Genomic DNA, 15,194 nt, shown 5'->3' with positions numbered 1-15,194 from the left:
TCGCGACTTGAGCGCGACGGCCGCCCTTCCCAGATTCAAAAGCGGCTCAAGTAGTGAGCGCCCGCGGCGCGAACGGTAGCCGCCTCCGAAGGAGTACAAGAATGTCCATCGACACCCTGCGCGACCTGATGCCGGCCTACGCCAAGGACATCTCGCTGAACCTCGGCTCCCTCGCCTCCGAGACCGTGCTGAACGACCAGCAGAAGTGGGGCTGCTTCCTCGCCTCGGCCCACGCCGTCGGCGTCGCGCCAGTCGTGAAGGCCATCGAGGCCGCCGCCGCCGAGAAGCTGTCGCCCGAGGCAATGAACGCGGCCAAGGCCGCCGCCGCCATCATGGGCATGAACAACATCTACTACCGCTCGCTGCACCTGATGAAGAACCAGGAATACACCACCATCCCGGCCCGGCTGCGGATGAACGTCCTGGGCAATCCGGGCGTCGACAAGATGGACTTCGAGCTGTGGTCGACGGCCGTCTCGGCCATCAACGGCTGCGGCGCGTGCATGGACGCCCACGAGGGCGAACTGCGCAAGCACGGCGTCCCCGCCACCCAGGTCCAGACCGCGCTCCGCATCGCCTCGGTGGTCCACGCCGCCAGCCGCATCGCGGCGTCCGAGACGGCGCTTCAGGGCTAGGTCACACATCGGGAGAGCGGACCGGGAGGTCTGCGCTCCAGGCGTTGCTATGCCGCCTCGAAACTCAGCGGCGCGCCCCAGAACTGGCTGACCATATCCGACTGCGGCCCGGTCTTGCCCGTGGTCAGGAAGGTGCGGCGGCCGGTCTGGCCCAGGCCGTATTCCGGGTGTCGCTCGAAATACCGCTCGAGCGCATCGGCCACCGCCGTCGGCTGATGGATCAGCGGCGTGCCCTCGGGCAGGTGTTTGGCGAAGATATCGGCCACGATCTCATAGTGGGTGCAGCCCAGGATCGCCTTGTCCGGATGACGGCCGATCCGGCGACGAAGCGCATCGACGTGGTCGCCGATCACCACGGTCAGTTCCTCGGCCGGGGCGCCCAGTTCGATCAGTCCGGCCAGACCGGGGCAGGGTTCGGAGAAGACGGCCAGATCCTCGCGCCGCTTGTCGATCTCGATCTCGTAGACACGGCTGATGGCGGTCGCGGCGGTGCAAAAGACGCCGGTGATGTCGATGGCCTCGACCTTGTCGCCTCGCCGTTCGGCCTCATAGGTCCAGGGCAGGCCCGTCGCCGCCTCGATCGTCGGGACAATGATGCCCAGCACATTGACCGGCCGCCCGTGACGCTTCGACGCCTCCGGCACCCAGGTCTGTTGCAGACGACGCAGAGCCACGGCCGAGGCCGTGTTGCAGGCCAGGACGATGACGCTGGCTCCCGCCGCGAACAGCCGCTCACAGCCGTTGCGGGTGATCTCGACGATCTCCTCGCCGGTCCTGGAACCGATCGGCGCATTGGCCTGATCCGCCAGATAGACGAAGTCCCGTTCGGGGAACCGCCGGGTCAATTCGCGGTGGACCGTCAGTCCACCCACGCCACTGTCAAAAACGCCGATTGCCATGCCTGTGCTCTAGCGTCGCCTTGCTTCCCCGTCCAACGGGATTACTTGCTGTTCAGGTGACGGTCAGGCGACAGAGGCCTAGGGTGCCGCTCAGCAAAGTCAGATGAACAGGATTTTCCCATGCACAGACGCCAGCTTCTCATCGGAGGCGCGAGCCTGATGGCTCTCGCCGGATGCGCCAGCGCGGGCGGCGGCTCGGCCGCCTTCGTCGCGCCCGATCCCGCGAGCGTCGCCGAGGAAGCGCGCATCGCCCGGGCCGTCCTGCCCGCCCAGACGCCGCGCGCCGAGCTGCTGCAGCCCTGGATGGGCCCCTACAATGGCGTCCCGCCCTTCAGCGCCATGACCGCGCCCAAGCTGAAGGCCGCGATCATCGAAGGCATCGAGCTTCAGCGCGCCGACATCGCCGCCATCGCCAACAACCCCGAGCCTCCGACGTTCGCCAACACCATCGTGGCGCTGGAGCTGGCGGGCGAGCCGCTGGATCGCGCCTCGAACCTCTACGGCGTGGCCACCTCAAACATCGGCGGCGACGCCTATGACGCCATGGACACCGAAGTTTCGCCCCTGCTCAGCGCCGCCGGCGACGAGATCACCTTCAACGAGCCCCTGTTCCAGCGCATCAAGACGGTCGCCGACAACGCCGATCGCGACGGGCTGAACGCCCAGCAGAAGCGTCTGGCCGAGCGCCGCCGCGACGCCTTCATCCGCTCCGGCGCCAACCTGGACGCCGCCGGCAAGGCCGAGCTGGGTCGGATCAACACCGCCCTGTCGAACGCCTTCACCGCCTTCGGCCAGAAGGTCGTCGCCGACGAGAACACCTGGACGGTCATTCCGACCGAAGCCGGCGTCGCCGGCCTGCCCGACTCCAACAAGTCCGCCGCCCGCGCCGCCGCCCAGTCGCGCAATCTGCAGGGCTGGGTCATCGTCAACACCCGCTCCAGCGTCGATCCCTTCCTGACCTTCGCCGACGACCGCGCCCTGCGTGAGCAGGTCTGGCGCAAATTCGTGAACCGCGGCGACAACGGCGACCGTAACGACACCAACTCGACCATCGCCGAGATCGTCCGTCTGCGCGATCAGCGCGCCAAACTGCTGGGCTATCGCAACCACGCCGAATGGCGGATGCAGGACACGATGGCCAAGACCCCGGCCGCCGCCCAGTCGCTGATGAACCGCGTGTGGGAACCGGCCAAGGCGCGCGTCGCCGAAGAGGTCGCCGACATGAAGGCGATCGCCGGCTTCGACATCGAGCCCTGGGACTACCTCTATTTCGCTGAGAAGGTCCGCAAGCAGAAGTACGACCTCGATCAGAACCAGCTGAAGCCCTATTTCGAGCTTCAGGCGGTCCGCAACGCCTCCTTCTACATGGCCGAGCGCCTGTATGGCTTCGTCTTCACGCCCAAGCCCCAGTCGACCGCTCCGGTCTTCAACCCGGACGTCCAGCTGTATGAAGTCACCGACAAGGCCTCAGGCAACCTGATCGGCCTCTACTACACGGACGACTTCGCCCGGGCGGGCAAACGGTCGGGCGCCTGGATGACCACCTACCGGTCGTTCTCGACGCTCGATGGATCGAAGCCGATCCTGGCTTCCAACAACAACAACTTCGTCAAGCCCGGTGCGGGCGAGCCTCTGCTGATCTCGCTCGACGACGCCGAGACCCTGTTCCACGAGTTCGGCCACGCCCTGCACTATTTCTCGTCGGTCGTGACCTACCCGTCGTACGGCAACACGCCGCGCGACTTCGTGGAGTATCCGTCGCAGGTGCATGAGCACTGGGTGCTGTCGCGTCCGATCCTGGACCGCTTCATGAAGCACTATCAGACCGGCGAGGCCATGCCTCAGGCCCTGGTCGACAAGGTTCAGGCTTCGGCCACCTTCAACCAGGGCTATGCAACGGTCAGCTATCTGTCGTCGGCCCTGGTCGACATGGACCTGCACACCCAAGCGACGCCGCCGACCGACATCGACGCCTTCGAGAAGGCCTCGCTGGCCCGTCTGGGCATGCCTCATGAGATCGTGATGCGGCACCGCCTGCCGCAGTTCAATCACCTGTTCACGTCCGACGCCTACTCGGCCGGCTACTACAGCTACCTGTGGTCGGAAGTGATGGACGCCGACACCTGGGCCTACTTCGAACAGTCGGGCGACGTGTTCGATCCGGACATCGGCGGCCGCTTCAAGTCGATCATCCTGGCGCCGGGCAACACCACGGACCGGGGCGACGCCTACCGCGCCTTCCGCGGTCGCGACCCCGACGTCGCCGCCCTGCTGCGCGTCCGGGGCTTCCCGGTCTCGTAGGCCTCAGTCGATAAAGACGAAGCCGCCGCTGCTTACGCTGCGGCGGCTTTTTCGTGCGCTGGACGGGCGTATTCGGAGAGCGCCGCCATCAGGGCGCGCGGGTCGATGGGCTTGGCGACATGGCCCTGCATCCCGGCCGCGCGGCACTGTTCGATCTGTTCGGGCAGGACGTTGGCGGTCAGGGCGACGACGGGCGTCAGGTCGCCCGAGGCGCGGATCGCGCGCGTCGCCGCAGGCCCATCCATGAGGGGCATCTGCATGTCCATCAGGATCAGGTCATAGGCGGTGGAGGCCGCGGCGCGCACGGCCTCTTCGCCGTTCTCGACCATGTCCAGCGCCACATCCATGGACCCCAGCAGGGCCGCTATAAGGGTCTGGTTGGCCGGATTGTCCTCGGCCAGAAGAACGCGCAGCGGACGCTCCAGCGCGGCGCCGGCCTGTTCGTCGCTCTCGGTCTGTTCGGTCTGCGTCGTCGCCAGAGGCACGCGGAACCAGAAGCTCGAGCCGGTCGCCCCATCGCTGCTCGCGCCGATCTCGCCGCCCATGATGTCCAACAACCGGCGCGAAATCGCCAGACCCAGACCCGTGCCGCCGAACTTGCGCGACACCGATCCGTCCGCCTGGGTGAAGCGGTCGAACATCTGGTCGATATGGGCCGGATCCAGACCGCAGCCCGTATCGGTCACGCTGACCTGAAGCAACGTCGTGCCGTCCGCCCGACCGTCGGTGGTCATCGTCAGCCGGACCGAGCCCGAGGCCGTGAACTTCACCGCATTGCTGAGCAGGTTCAACAGCACCTGACGCAGGCGCGTCACGTCGCCGGTCAACCGCGCGTCGTCGTCCACCTCGCACGTTAACGTCAGCCCCTTGGCCTCGGCCTGTTCGCGCAGCAGGGCGGTCGCGCCTTCGCCCAGCGCAGCGACCGAAAAGGGCTCCGGATCCAGCGATAGGGCGCCGGCCTCCAGCTTGGAGAAGTCCAGGATGTCGTTGACCACGGTCAGCAGGGTCTCGCCCGCGCTGCGGATCAGGTCGAGATAGCCCCGGTCCCCCTCCGACAGTCCGCCGCCGGCCCCGATCAGGCGCGAGAAGCCCAAGATGCTCGTCAGGGGCGTACGCAGCTCATGGCTCATATTGGCCAGGAACTCGCTCTTGGCCCGCGATGCCGCCTCGGCCCCGATGCGAGCGGCATGCAGTTCGGCCTCTGCCTGCTTGCGGGCCGTGATGTCGCGCACGACATCGACGATCTCGGTCATCTCGCCGGCGCCGTTGACGACCAGGCGAGGGTTGGCCTCCAGCCAGACCTCATGCCCATCCTTGTGGATGCCGCGATATTCATAGCCGGCGGTAGAGACCGTTTCCCGGCGCGCGATACGGTCGGCCAACAGGGTCCGGATGCGCTGGACGTCGTCCGGGTGAACCAGACTGGCCGGCTCTCTGCCGAGCATCTCGGCAGGCGAATATCCCAGCACCGCATGCGATGCGGGAGACACATAGGTGATGCCCACGCCCATGCGGTGACGCACCACCATGTCGGACGTGTGATCCGCCACGAACCGGAAAGCGCGCTTGTCCTCGATCAGGTGCTCGTCATCGACCTGGTCGGTGATGTCGAGGACCATGCCGACGAGCCAGCGGCGCCCTTGATCATCCGGCGGCTGGCGCCGACCCCAGGTCAGATGCTGACGCACCTCGCCCGAGGGATGCACGGCCCGATAGCGCAGGCTTACCGGCTCATCGGACCGGAACAGGCTCATGATCGATCGGGCCGCCAGGGTGGCGTCGTCAGGGTGGTAGAGCTTGTACAGCTCCTGAATGCTCGGCACGCCGTCCTCGGCCTTCCGGCCGAAAAGCTCGTACATGCGCGGCGACCACCAGGCCGTCTCCACATCGAGGATGCGCCACCAGCCCGCGCCGGAGCTTTCCAGCGCCGCCAGGGCGATGCCGTCGGACTCGGTCTCGGGAGTGTGTTCGGTCATGCGGACTGCCAGGTTGGACTGTCGTCCTACCGACAAATCGCTTCAAACCCATGAACGGGCGGCGCTTTTTCTGAGCCGCACCCCACGTTAGGTCTTGGGATCAGCGCTGCGCGTCAGACGTGCGGACCACGACCCGGCTGGAGCGGGCCCGGGCGTAATCGTCCCGATAGGCCTGTGGCAACTGGTTGAAGGCCTCCCGGCGGAAATCGGTGCGGCACCGGGCCTGGTCCAGCGGCCCGCCGGACAAACAGGCGGTCTCGGCCAGACCTCGGATGCGTCGGTCGAACGTCGCCGCGCCCCGGGGTGTGGACAGGTCGAGGTCGCCGATGGCGATGCGGTAGCTGGAGGCGGCGCTGGCGGCGCCGGCGGAAAGGATGGCCACGGCGAGGGCGGCCGAGGCGGCGGCGAAACGGATCATGTCGGGCACTCCTGAGTTCGTCGCTCTTGTCGGCGACCCCCAAGAAATGCAGGCCCAATGTTTCTCCGCCGTGAGAAACTCGGGGCCGAAAAGCGACGCTTGATGAAATCGTCGCCATGAAGCGGAGCCGTTGCGGTCAGCCGCTGTTGCGCAGACCCGCCGCCACCCCGTTGATGGCCAGCAGGATGCCCTCCCGGACCAGCGGATCGTCGTCGCCCGCGCGCCTGCGCCGGATCAGCTCGATCTGCACATGGTTCAGCGGCTCGACATAGGGCATGCGCAGCCGGATCAGACGGTCCAGCTCCGGTTGGCCGCCCAGCAGGTCGTCCTGACCGGTGATGGCCAGGACGGCGTCCCGCGTCCGCTCCCACTCGGCCCGCAACGCGCCAAAGATGGTCGCCGCCAGCGCCTGGTCTGGCACGAGGGAGGCGTAGCGGCGGGCGATGGTCATGTCCGACTTGGCCATGATCATCTCCATGTTCTGGACCAGGGTCCGGAAGAAGGGCCACTCCCTGGCCATGTCCCGAAGCTCGGCCATGTCCTGGCCCGCGACGGCCGAGCCGAAGCCGAACCAGCCCGGCAGCATGACCCGGCTCTGCGACCAGCTGAGCACCCAGGGGATCGCGCGCAAATCCTCGATGGCCATCGACTTCGACCGCGAGGTCGGGCGCGAGCCGATCTTCAGCTCGGCGATCTCGTTGATCGGGGTCGCGGCGCGGAAATAGTCGACGAAGCCCGGTGTCTCGTAGACCAGGGCCCGATAGGCGGCCATGGAGGCGACCGACAGGGCCGAGGCCGTCTCACCGTGCTTCTGCGTCATCGCCTCGTCCGGCGGCGGGGCGAGGGACGCGATCAGGGTCCCGGCGGTCAGGGCGTCGAGGTTGCGGCGGGCGACGTCGGGCTCGCCATACTTGTTGGCGATGACCTCGCCCTGTTCGGTGATGCGGATCCGACCCGCGACCGTGCCCGTCGGCTGTGACAGGACCCCGGCGAAGCTCGACCCGCCGCCGCGCCCGACCGCCCCGCCTCGGCCATGGAACAGCTGGAGGCGCAGGCCGGCGGCCTGGGTCACCGACAACAGGGCGCGGGACGCCTCGTGCAGTTCCCAGGTCGAGGTCAGGTAGGAGCCGTCCTTGTTGCTATCGGAATAGCCGATCATCACCTCCTGGACCCCGCGCGCCTTGGCGACGGCAAGGGCGGACGGCTCCTTGAACAGGCGCTCCAGGGTCGGCTTGGCGGCGCGCAGGTCGTCGATGGTCTCGAACAGGGGCGCGGCCTGGATCGGGCATTCGCCGGGCGCCTCGGGCCGATAGAGACCGACCTCCTTCAGCAGCAGATAGACCTCCAGCATGTCCGACGCCGCGTCGGTCTTGGACACGATATGGGTGCGGATGGCGTCCGGCCCGAACATCCTGAGCGCCTCGGCCGCCGCCAGCAGGATGGCCCGCTCCTTCAGCGTCTCCGGGTCGTAGGTCGCATAGGGGCTGAACAGCAGGCGCGGCGCGGCCAACTCAGCAGCCAGGAGAGCGATGCGCGCCTCCTCATCCAGGGCGGTATAGTCGGGGCAGACCCCGGCCACCCTCAGCAGGTCGCCGACCACGCGTTCATGGACGTCCGAGTTCTGGCGCAAATCCAGCGTCGCCATATGGAAGCCGAACACGTCGACCGTGGCGATCAGGCGCGACAGGCCGTCGTCGGCGAAGACCTGTCCGTGGCTGGCGACCAGACTGTCGTGCAGCACCGCCAGATCGGCGCGAAACTCTCCGGGACCGGCGTAAGGGGGCGCGGCGAACGGCGCCGGTCGCGGCGCGGTCTGTCCGGTCAGGATCGGGTGCGTCGCCGACAGCCGGGCGTAGATCTGGCTCAGCGCCCGGCGATAGGGCTCGTCGGCGCGGTGCGGAGACTCATCGCCCGATCCGTCGGCCAGCGCCTTCAGCGCCGGGCTGATCGCGGCCAGCGATCCCGACAGGCTGAGTTCGGCGCCCAGCACGTTCACCGCCTCCAGATAATGCCGCATCACCGCCTTGGCGGGGGTGGCGAAGGCGGCCCGCAGCGCGGCGGCGTCGACATTGGGGTTGCCGTCCCGGTCGCCGCCGACCCAGGCGCCGATGCGGATGAAAGGCTTGAGCTCTGGCGCGTCCAGACGCTTGCGCCAGTCGATCAGCTGCTCGGGCGCGACCTTGAGGAAGACCCGCTCCAGGAAGGACACCACCGTGTCGATCTCGTCCTGCACCACCAGTCCGGTCGTCCGCACCAGCCGTGTGGCCCAGAGGATCACCGTCTGGCGCCGCAGGCCGCTGATCATGACGTCGGGCGCGCAGGCCAAGTCGTCGCGGTCGCAGGCGTCCAGCAGGTCCGACACCGTCGCGATCCGGTCCAGAACGCTCTTGCGCCGCACCTCCGACGGGTGGGCCGTCAGCACTGGCGAGATCAGAGCCTCGGACAACAGGTCCCGCGCTTCGTCGACCGTCCGCCCCGCCGCGTTCAGCCGCGCCAAGGCCCCTTCTGGCGTGTCGGGTCGCGCGCCCTCGGCGGTCTGCATCCGCGCGCGCCGCTTGCCGGCCCGGTCCTCGGCGACATTGGCCAGAAGCGAGAAGACGGCGAACCCGTGCGCCAGCCCGACCGCATCCTCCAGCGACAGCTGATTCAGCAACCGCTCCAGCTCGGCCGACCCCTTGGCGCCCGCGTGGCGGTGGTAACCGACCGAAGCGACACGGACGGCCTCGATCCGGTCGTAGAGGTCCTGACCGCCCTCGTCGCGGATCACCTCGCCCAGCAGCTTGCCGAGCAGCCGCACCTCCTCGCGCAGGCGGTCGTCGGCGGCGGGTTCGGGTGCGGGCATGGGAGCGTCTCGTGCAGCGGGGAGGCTGTGAAGCGTGACCGTATCAGCGGTTTCCCGCCGGGCCATCCCAAAGCCAACGCTGAAACGGAAAGTGCGGTCCGTCGCAGAGTCGACAAACCGCCGCTTTTCCCTCATAAGCCGCGCCTTCCGGCGCAATTGAACCTGCGTCTCCACCATCACGACCCCATCTTCTGCGCTCAAGCAGTGAGGCTCCGCGAGCCGAGCGATAGCGCAACAAGAGTGGACGAGGATGGCGAGAACCCTCTGCCGACGTGATCGTCGCCAGAGGTCGTTTCGCTATGGAGCACGGTTCGACCGCCCAAATGAGGTTTGTATGTTCGAGGCTCTGAACGAGCGGCTGACAGGCGTCTTCGACCGGATCACCGGCCGCGGCGCCCTGTCCGAAAAGGACGTCTCCGAGGCGATGCGCGAAGTGCGCGTGGCCCTCTTGGAGGCCGACGTCGCCCTGCCGGTCGTCAAGGACTTCATCGCTTTCGCCACCGAAAAGGCGACGGGCGAAGAGGTCATCCGCTCGGTCAAGCCGGCCGATCAGGTTGTCAAGATCGTCTATGACGGCCTCGTCGAGATGCTGGGCGGCGAAGAGCCGACCCCGATCAACCTGAACGCCGCCCCGCCCGCCGTCATCCTGATGGCCGGCCTGCAGGGCTCGGGCAAGACGACGTCCTCGGCCAAGCTGGCGCTGCGCCTGACCAAGTTCGATCGCAAGAAGGTCATGATGGCCTCGCTGGACACGCGTCGTCCGGCCGCCATGGAACAGCTGGCCACCCTCGGCAAACAGATCGAGGTCACCACCCTGCCGATCGTGGCGGGCGAGAGTGCGGTCCAGATCACCCGCCGCGCCCTGACATCGGCCAAGCTTCAGGGCTTCGACGTCCTGATCCTCGACACCGCCGGCCGCATCACCCTCGACGAGGGGCTGATGAACGAGGTGGCCGAGGTCGCCGATATCTCCAAGCCCGTCGAGACCCTTCTGGTCGCCGACAGTCTGACGGGCCAGGACGCGGTCCGCACCGCCAAGGCCTTCCACGACCGCCTGCCCCTGACCGGCCTGATCCTGACGCGGATCGATGGCGACGGTCGCGGCGGCGCCATGCTTTCGATGCGGGCCGTCACCGGCCTGCCGATCAAATACATGGGCGCGGGCGAGAAGGTCGACGCGCTGGAGGTCTTCGACGCCCGCCGCGTCGCCGGCCGGATCCTGGGTCAGGGCGACATCGTCGCCCTGGTCGAAAAGGCTTCCCAGGAGCTCGACCAGTCCAAGGCCGAGGCCATGGCGCGCAAACTGGCCAAAGGCCAGTTCGACCTCAACGACCTCGCCGCCCAGCTGCAGCAGATGAAGCGGATGGGCGGTCTTCAGGGCATCATGGGCATGCTGCCCGGCGTGGCCAAGATGAAGAACCAGATGGCGGAATCGGGCATCGACGACCGCATGATCCTGCGTCAGGAAGCCATCATCTCCTCGATGACCAAGGCCGAGCGCAAGAAGCCCGACCTGCTGAACGCCAGCCGCCGCAAGCGCATCGCCGCCGGCGCGGGCGTCGAGGTCCAGGACATCAATCGCCTGCTCAAACAGCACCGTCAGATGGCTGACATGGTCAAGTCCATGTCCAAGGGCGGTCCGAAGAAGATGCAGCAGATGGCCGCCATGCTGGGCGGTCTCGGCGGCGGCGGCGCGCCTGGCATGGGCGGCCCCGACCTCAACCGTTTGAAGGCGATGGGCGGCGGCAAGATGCCGGAACCCTCGGCCGACGAATTGAAAGCCCTTCAGGACCGCATCGCGGGCCTGGGCGGCGGACAACTTCCGGGAGGCCTTCCGGGCCTGCCCGGTTTCCCTCCGAAGAAATAATCCGATCCCTAAGAAAGAAGACTGAAATGCTGAAGATTCGTCTGGCCCGCGGCGGCGCCAAGAAGCGCCCCTACTACTACATCGTCGTCGCCGACTCGCACGCTCCGCGCGACGGCAAGTTCATCGAGCGCGTCGGCTCCTACAACCCGATGCTGCCCAAGGATGGCGACAAGCCGCGCGTCGCCCTGAAGGCCGACCGCATCTCGGAATGGCTCGCCAAGGGCGCGCAGCCGACCGACCGCGTCGCCCGCTTCATCTCGCAGAGCCAGGACGAAGCCCTGGCCGGCAAGGTCAAGTGGACGCAGTCGAACAACCCGAACAAGGGCGCCCCGGGCAAGAAGGCCCAGGAACGTCTGGCCGAGCGCGCCCAGCGCGAAGCCGACCGCGCCGAGGCCGAAGCCGCCGCCAAGATCGAGGCCGCTGAGGCCGCCGCCCGCGCCAAGGAAGAAGCCGCTGCTGCTGCGGCCGCCGCCGCCGCCGCTCCGGCCGAGGACGCCCCGGCTGAGGAGGCTCCGGCCGCCGACACCGAAGGCTCGGCTGCAGTGAACGTCGAAGAGGCTCCGGCCGAAGGCGCCGCCGAAGAAGACAAGACCGAGGCCTAAGGCTTTCGTCTTTTGAGATGACGGAGGGCGGCGTTCGGTTCGGACGCCGCCCTTCTGCTATCCAGAGCGGATCGAGGGAGAAGCCGCCATGGCGAACGATCGGAAACTCATTCTCGTCGGGCATGTCGCCGGCGGCTTCGGCGTGAAGGGCGAGGTGCGGATCACCGCCTATACGGCCGACCCTCTGGCCCTGACCGACTATGGGCCCCTGCTGCGGGCCGACGGTTCGCATGGCCTGACCCTGACCCAGGCGCGCGCGACCAAGGACGGCGTGGTGGGCCGGGCGAAGGAGATCGCCACCAAGGAAGAGGCGGACGCGCTGCGCAATCTGAAGCTCTACGTTCCGCGCGACGCCTTCCCGGCGCCGGAGGAGGACGAGTTCTATCTCGCCGACCTAATCGGGGTGGAGGCCCGCGATCCGGCGGGCGTGGTGCTGGGGACGGTCAAGGCGGTCCAGAATTTCGGCGCCGACGACATGCTGGAGATCGCCCCGGCCGCCGGCGGCCCCACCTGGTACCTGCCCTTCACCCGAGAGGCCGTGCCGGAGCTTCACCTCGCCGACGGCTGGGTTCTGGCCGTCCGCCCCGAGGAAGTCGGCGAGCGCGAGCCGGACTGACCCTTGCAGGGGCGCGGATCGCTCCCGACATCACGGGCATCAGCAACCGGTGCGGTGTCCCATGGCCGATCTTTCCGCCTTCCCCATCACGAACCAGTATCCGGCCAAGGATCCCACGATCCTGCAGTACTACGGCCTGCCGACGCCGAACGGGGTCAAGGCCTCCATCATGCTGGAGGAGACCGGCCTGCCATATGAGGTCCACCTGGTGGACATCATGAAGAACGAGACCTGGACGCCCGACTATCTGTCGCTGAACCCCAACGGCAAGATCCCGGCCATCCTGGATCCCGACGGCCCGGGTGGAAAGCCGATGGGTCTGTGGGAATCCGGGGCGATCCTGGTCTATCTGGCCGACAAGACCGGCAAACTGATCCCGGCCGCTCCGGCCGCCCGCTACGAGACGCTGCAGTGGGTCTTCTGGCAGATGGGGGCCGTGGGTCCGATGTTCGGACAGGTCGGCTTCTTCCACAAATTTGCGGGCAAGGACTACGAGGACAAGCGTCCGCGCGATCGCTACGTCGCCGAAAGCAAACGCCTGCTGGGCGTGCTGGAGGACCGGCTGAAGGACCGCGCCTTCATCATGGGCGACGACTTCACCATCGCCGACGTCTCGCTAATCGGCTGGATCAACAATCTGGTGACCTTCTACGAGGCGGGAGAGCTGGTGGACTATGGCTCACTGAAAGCGGTCCCGGCCTGGGTCGAACGGTGCCTGGCCCGACCGGCGGTCCAGCGCGGGCTGAAGATTCCCGCGCGGACCTAACGCGGGATCGTCCTGCGGCGTCAGGGGTTTGGTCGGGGCAACGAAAGGACCCCCGATGAAACTGATCCTCAAAGAGCTGTCGAAGAAGATGCGCGCCATCGACTTCACCATGCTGACGACCCGCACCGCCGGCGGGGTCATGACCTCGCGGCCGATGAGCAACAACGGCGAGGTCGACTACGACGGCGACAGCTGGTTCTTCACGACCGAGGACACGGGGATGGTCGCCGACATTGCGGCCGATCCGAACGTCGGCCTGACCCTGGCGGGCGACAAGGGACTGCTGGGCAAGCCGGGCATCTTCATCGCCGTCGAGGCGACAGCCGAACTGATCCGCGACAAGGCCCAGTTCGAGGCCCACTGGACCAAAGGTCTGGACCGCTGGTTCCCGCAAGGGGTCGAGACCCCCGGCCTGGTCCTGATCAAGGCCCACGCCAACCGTATCGCCTATTGGGATGGCGAGGACGAGGGCGAGCTCACGCTCTGAACCCCTGATGCCGTCCAGCGTCATCCGCCGCTTCCACTACGACGAAGGACGCCGCCGCCTGACGGTGACCTTCGTCTCGGGCGCGATCTATCAGTACGAGGACGTCCCGCCCGAGGCCGCCGACGACTTCCGCCGCGCCCCGTCCAAGGGCCGATTCTTCGGGCCGAACATCCGCGATCGCTACCCGTATCACCGGGTCACGGACGGGTCGGTGCACTAGCCCACTGTCATACCAAGGGGGGGTCGGCAGCCTTTGCGACGTCTGCCTGCCCTCTCAGCCCCGTTGGCGGTTGAACAGGGCTGTGTTTTTGCAGTTGAAGACGCCCTTCGCAGAGACCGCCAGGACCGCCGAAATCACCCCCGCAGTTTGCGCGTCAGCGCCTCGACGTCTCGGGCGATCTGATCGTCTTGGGGCATCAGCTCCTCGATCTTGCGCACGCCGTGCAGGACGGTCGTGTGATCCCGCCCGCCGAAGCGACGGCCGATGTCGGGATAGGAGCGGGTCGTGTGCTGTTTGCACAGCCACATGGCGATCTGGCGCGGACGGGCCACGGCGCGGGTGCGGCGCTCCGAGAGCAGGTCCGCCTGCTTCATGTTAAAATGCTCGGCCACCGTCTTCTGGATCTCGTCCACGGTGATGCGGCGCTCGGGACCGCCGCGCAGGGCCGAGCCCAGAAGCGTCAGGGTCTCTTCCACGCCCAGCGACGACAGCCGCGATCCTGCTGCGGCGGCCAGGGTGTTCACGGCGCCTTCCAGCTCGCGCACCGAGCCGGGGGTGCGATCGACCACCTGTTCCAGCACGTCGCGCGGGGCCTCGCCCTGAACCAGCCCCATGCGGGCGAAGGCGGCCAGACGGTTCTCGGCCACGGCGATCTTCAGGGCGCGGTCGGCGGGCTCGACCGGGCAGGTCAGGCCCGCGGCCAGATGGCTGCGCAGGCGCGGCTCGACCTCGGTCAGGGCCATGGGCGGGCGGTCGGCCGAAAGGACGATGCGTTTGCCGTCCTCGATCAGGGCTGTCAGGGTCGACAGCAGTTCTTCCTGGGTCGAGGCCTTGCCGCCCACGAACTGGACGTCGTCCAGCAGCAGCATGTCGGCGCTCCGCAGGCTCTCCTTGAAGGCGGCGGTCGACCGATCCTGCATCGCCTTCACGAAGGTCGACAGGAAGCGTTCGGCGGTCAGGTAGACGACCTTGGCGTCGGGGCGCAGGCGCTGTGCCTCCCAGGCGATGGCGTTCAGGAGGTGCGTCTTGCCGTAGCCATAGGGCCCGCAGAAGAAGATCGGGTTGAAGTGGCCGTCGGCCCAGCTGGCCGTCTGTTTGGCGATGGCCAAGGCGAAGGCATTGCCCTGACCCTCCACGAAGCTGTCGAAGGTCAGGCGCTCCTGCAGACCGGCCGCACGCACGGCGCGGGCGCCGTCGGTAACCGGTGGCACGGTCGCGGCCACCGGCAGCTCGCCCGGGGCGGCGGAGAGGGCTTGAAGGGCCACTGCGGAGGCCGGGGGGACCGACCCCACCTCGGCGCGGCAACGGACCTCCAGACGGCGCGACAGGCCATCCAGGCCGAGCCACAGCTCGTTTAGACGGCGGAGCGCATTCTTGCGCACCCAATCGCGCGCATAGCCGGTCGGGGTCACAAGGATCAGCTGGCCGGCCCCGTCCACCCGCACCGCCGACGGCGCGATATACGAGCTGAACGGACCGTCGCCGATTTCCGCTCGGAGGCGCACAGAGGCCTCGTTCCAGATCCGGTCCGGGTCCGTCATGTTCGCCAACGCCAAGCCCCCCAT

General features: G+C 67.6%; 13 protein-coding genes. 8 read left to right on the top strand and 5 right to left on the bottom strand.

What is annotated here, in order from left to right:
- Window positions 1-101 precede the first annotated feature (101 nt).
- Entirely contained in the window at window positions 102-635 is a 534-nt protein-coding gene (locus O5O43_RS00065; RefSeq protein WP_271084900.1) for a carboxymuconolactone decarboxylase family protein, read from the top strand.
- Between the two features lie 47 nt (window positions 636-682).
- On the opposite strand, the gene O5O43_RS00060 is transcribed toward O5O43_RS00065, so the two are convergent.
- Window positions 683-1,534, bottom strand: a complete 852-nt coding sequence (locus O5O43_RS00060; protein WP_271084899.1) for an aspartate/glutamate racemase family protein — start codon at window positions 1,532-1,534, stop codon at window positions 683-685.
- A gap of 120 nt (window positions 1,535-1,654) precedes the next feature.
- Here O5O43_RS00060 and O5O43_RS00055 point away from each other — a divergent pair, with 120 nt between their 5' ends.
- Window positions 1,655-3,835, top strand: coding sequence for a M3 family metallopeptidase (locus O5O43_RS00055; RefSeq protein ID WP_271084898.1), 2,181 nt, complete (start codon window positions 1,655-1,657; stop codon window positions 3,833-3,835).
- A gap of 32 nt (window positions 3,836-3,867) precedes the next feature.
- On the opposite strand, the gene O5O43_RS00050 is transcribed toward O5O43_RS00055, so the two are convergent.
- The 3 genes from O5O43_RS00050 to ppc all read right to left on the bottom strand — a co-directional run bounded on the left by O5O43_RS00050 (window position 3,868) and on the right by ppc (window position 9,071).
- Window positions 3,868-5,811, bottom strand: a complete 1,944-nt coding sequence (locus O5O43_RS00050) for an ATP-binding protein (RefSeq protein ID WP_271084897.1) — start codon at window positions 5,809-5,811, stop codon at window positions 3,868-3,870.
- Window positions 5,812-5,911: 100 nt separating this feature from the next.
- Window positions 5,912-6,229 (bottom strand): UrcA family protein, encoded by a 318-nt coding sequence (locus O5O43_RS00045; RefSeq protein WP_271084896.1) that lies wholly within the window; start codon window positions 6,227-6,229, stop codon window positions 5,912-5,914.
- Window positions 6,230-6,365: 136 nt separating this feature from the next.
- Entirely contained in the window at window positions 6,366-9,071 is a 2,706-nt protein-coding gene (gene ppc / locus O5O43_RS00040) for a phosphoenolpyruvate carboxylase (RefSeq protein ID WP_271084895.1), read from the bottom strand.
- 334 nt (window positions 9,072-9,405) lie between these two features.
- Between ppc and ffh the strand changes: the two genes are divergently transcribed.
- From ffh to O5O43_RS00010, 6 genes are all read left to right on the top strand, one after another.
- Window positions 9,406-10,938 carry a signal recognition particle protein gene (ffh, locus tag O5O43_RS00035; RefSeq protein ID WP_271084894.1) on the top strand — a complete coding sequence of 511 codons (1,533 nt, stop codon included), beginning with the start codon at window positions 9,406-9,408 and terminating at the stop codon, window positions 10,936-10,938.
- Between the two features lie 26 nt (window positions 10,939-10,964).
- Entirely contained in the window at window positions 10,965-11,540 is a 576-nt protein-coding gene (gene rpsP, locus O5O43_RS00030) for a 30S ribosomal protein S16 (protein ID WP_271084893.1), read from the top strand.
- An 88-nt stretch (window positions 11,541-11,628) separates the two neighbouring features.
- The gene (rimM, locus tag O5O43_RS00025; RefSeq protein ID WP_271084892.1) at window positions 11,629-12,156 is read left to right on the top strand and encodes a ribosome maturation factor RimM; all 528 of its coding nucleotides are present in this window, start codon (window positions 11,629-11,631) and stop codon (window positions 12,154-12,156) included.
- A gap of 61 nt (window positions 12,157-12,217) precedes the next feature.
- Entirely contained in the window at window positions 12,218-12,922 is a 705-nt protein-coding gene (locus tag O5O43_RS00020; protein ID WP_271084891.1) for a glutathione binding-like protein, read from the top strand.
- A gap of 55 nt (window positions 12,923-12,977) precedes the next feature.
- Entirely contained in the window at window positions 12,978-13,409 is a 432-nt protein-coding gene (locus O5O43_RS00015) for a pyridoxamine 5'-phosphate oxidase family protein (protein WP_271084890.1), read from the top strand.
- 7 nt (window positions 13,410-13,416) lie between these two features.
- Entirely contained in the window at window positions 13,417-13,629 is a 213-nt protein-coding gene (locus O5O43_RS00010) for a KTSC domain-containing protein (RefSeq protein ID WP_271084889.1), read from the top strand.
- Window positions 13,630-13,763: 134 nt separating this feature from the next.
- Here O5O43_RS00010 and dnaA read toward each other — a convergent pair whose 3' ends face one another.
- Window positions 13,764-15,170 (bottom strand): chromosomal replication initiator protein DnaA, encoded by a 1,407-nt coding sequence (gene dnaA, locus O5O43_RS00005; RefSeq protein WP_271084888.1) that lies wholly within the window; start codon window positions 15,168-15,170, stop codon window positions 13,764-13,766.
- Window positions 15,171-15,194 lie beyond the last annotated feature (24 nt).

This window comes from Brevundimonas sp. NIBR11, from assembly GCF_027912535.1.
Lineage (GTDB): Bacteria > Pseudomonadota > Alphaproteobacteria > Caulobacterales > Caulobacteraceae > Brevundimonas.
Note: the sequence above shows the minus strand (reverse complement) of the source record. Positions and strands in the feature narration are given on the sequence as shown.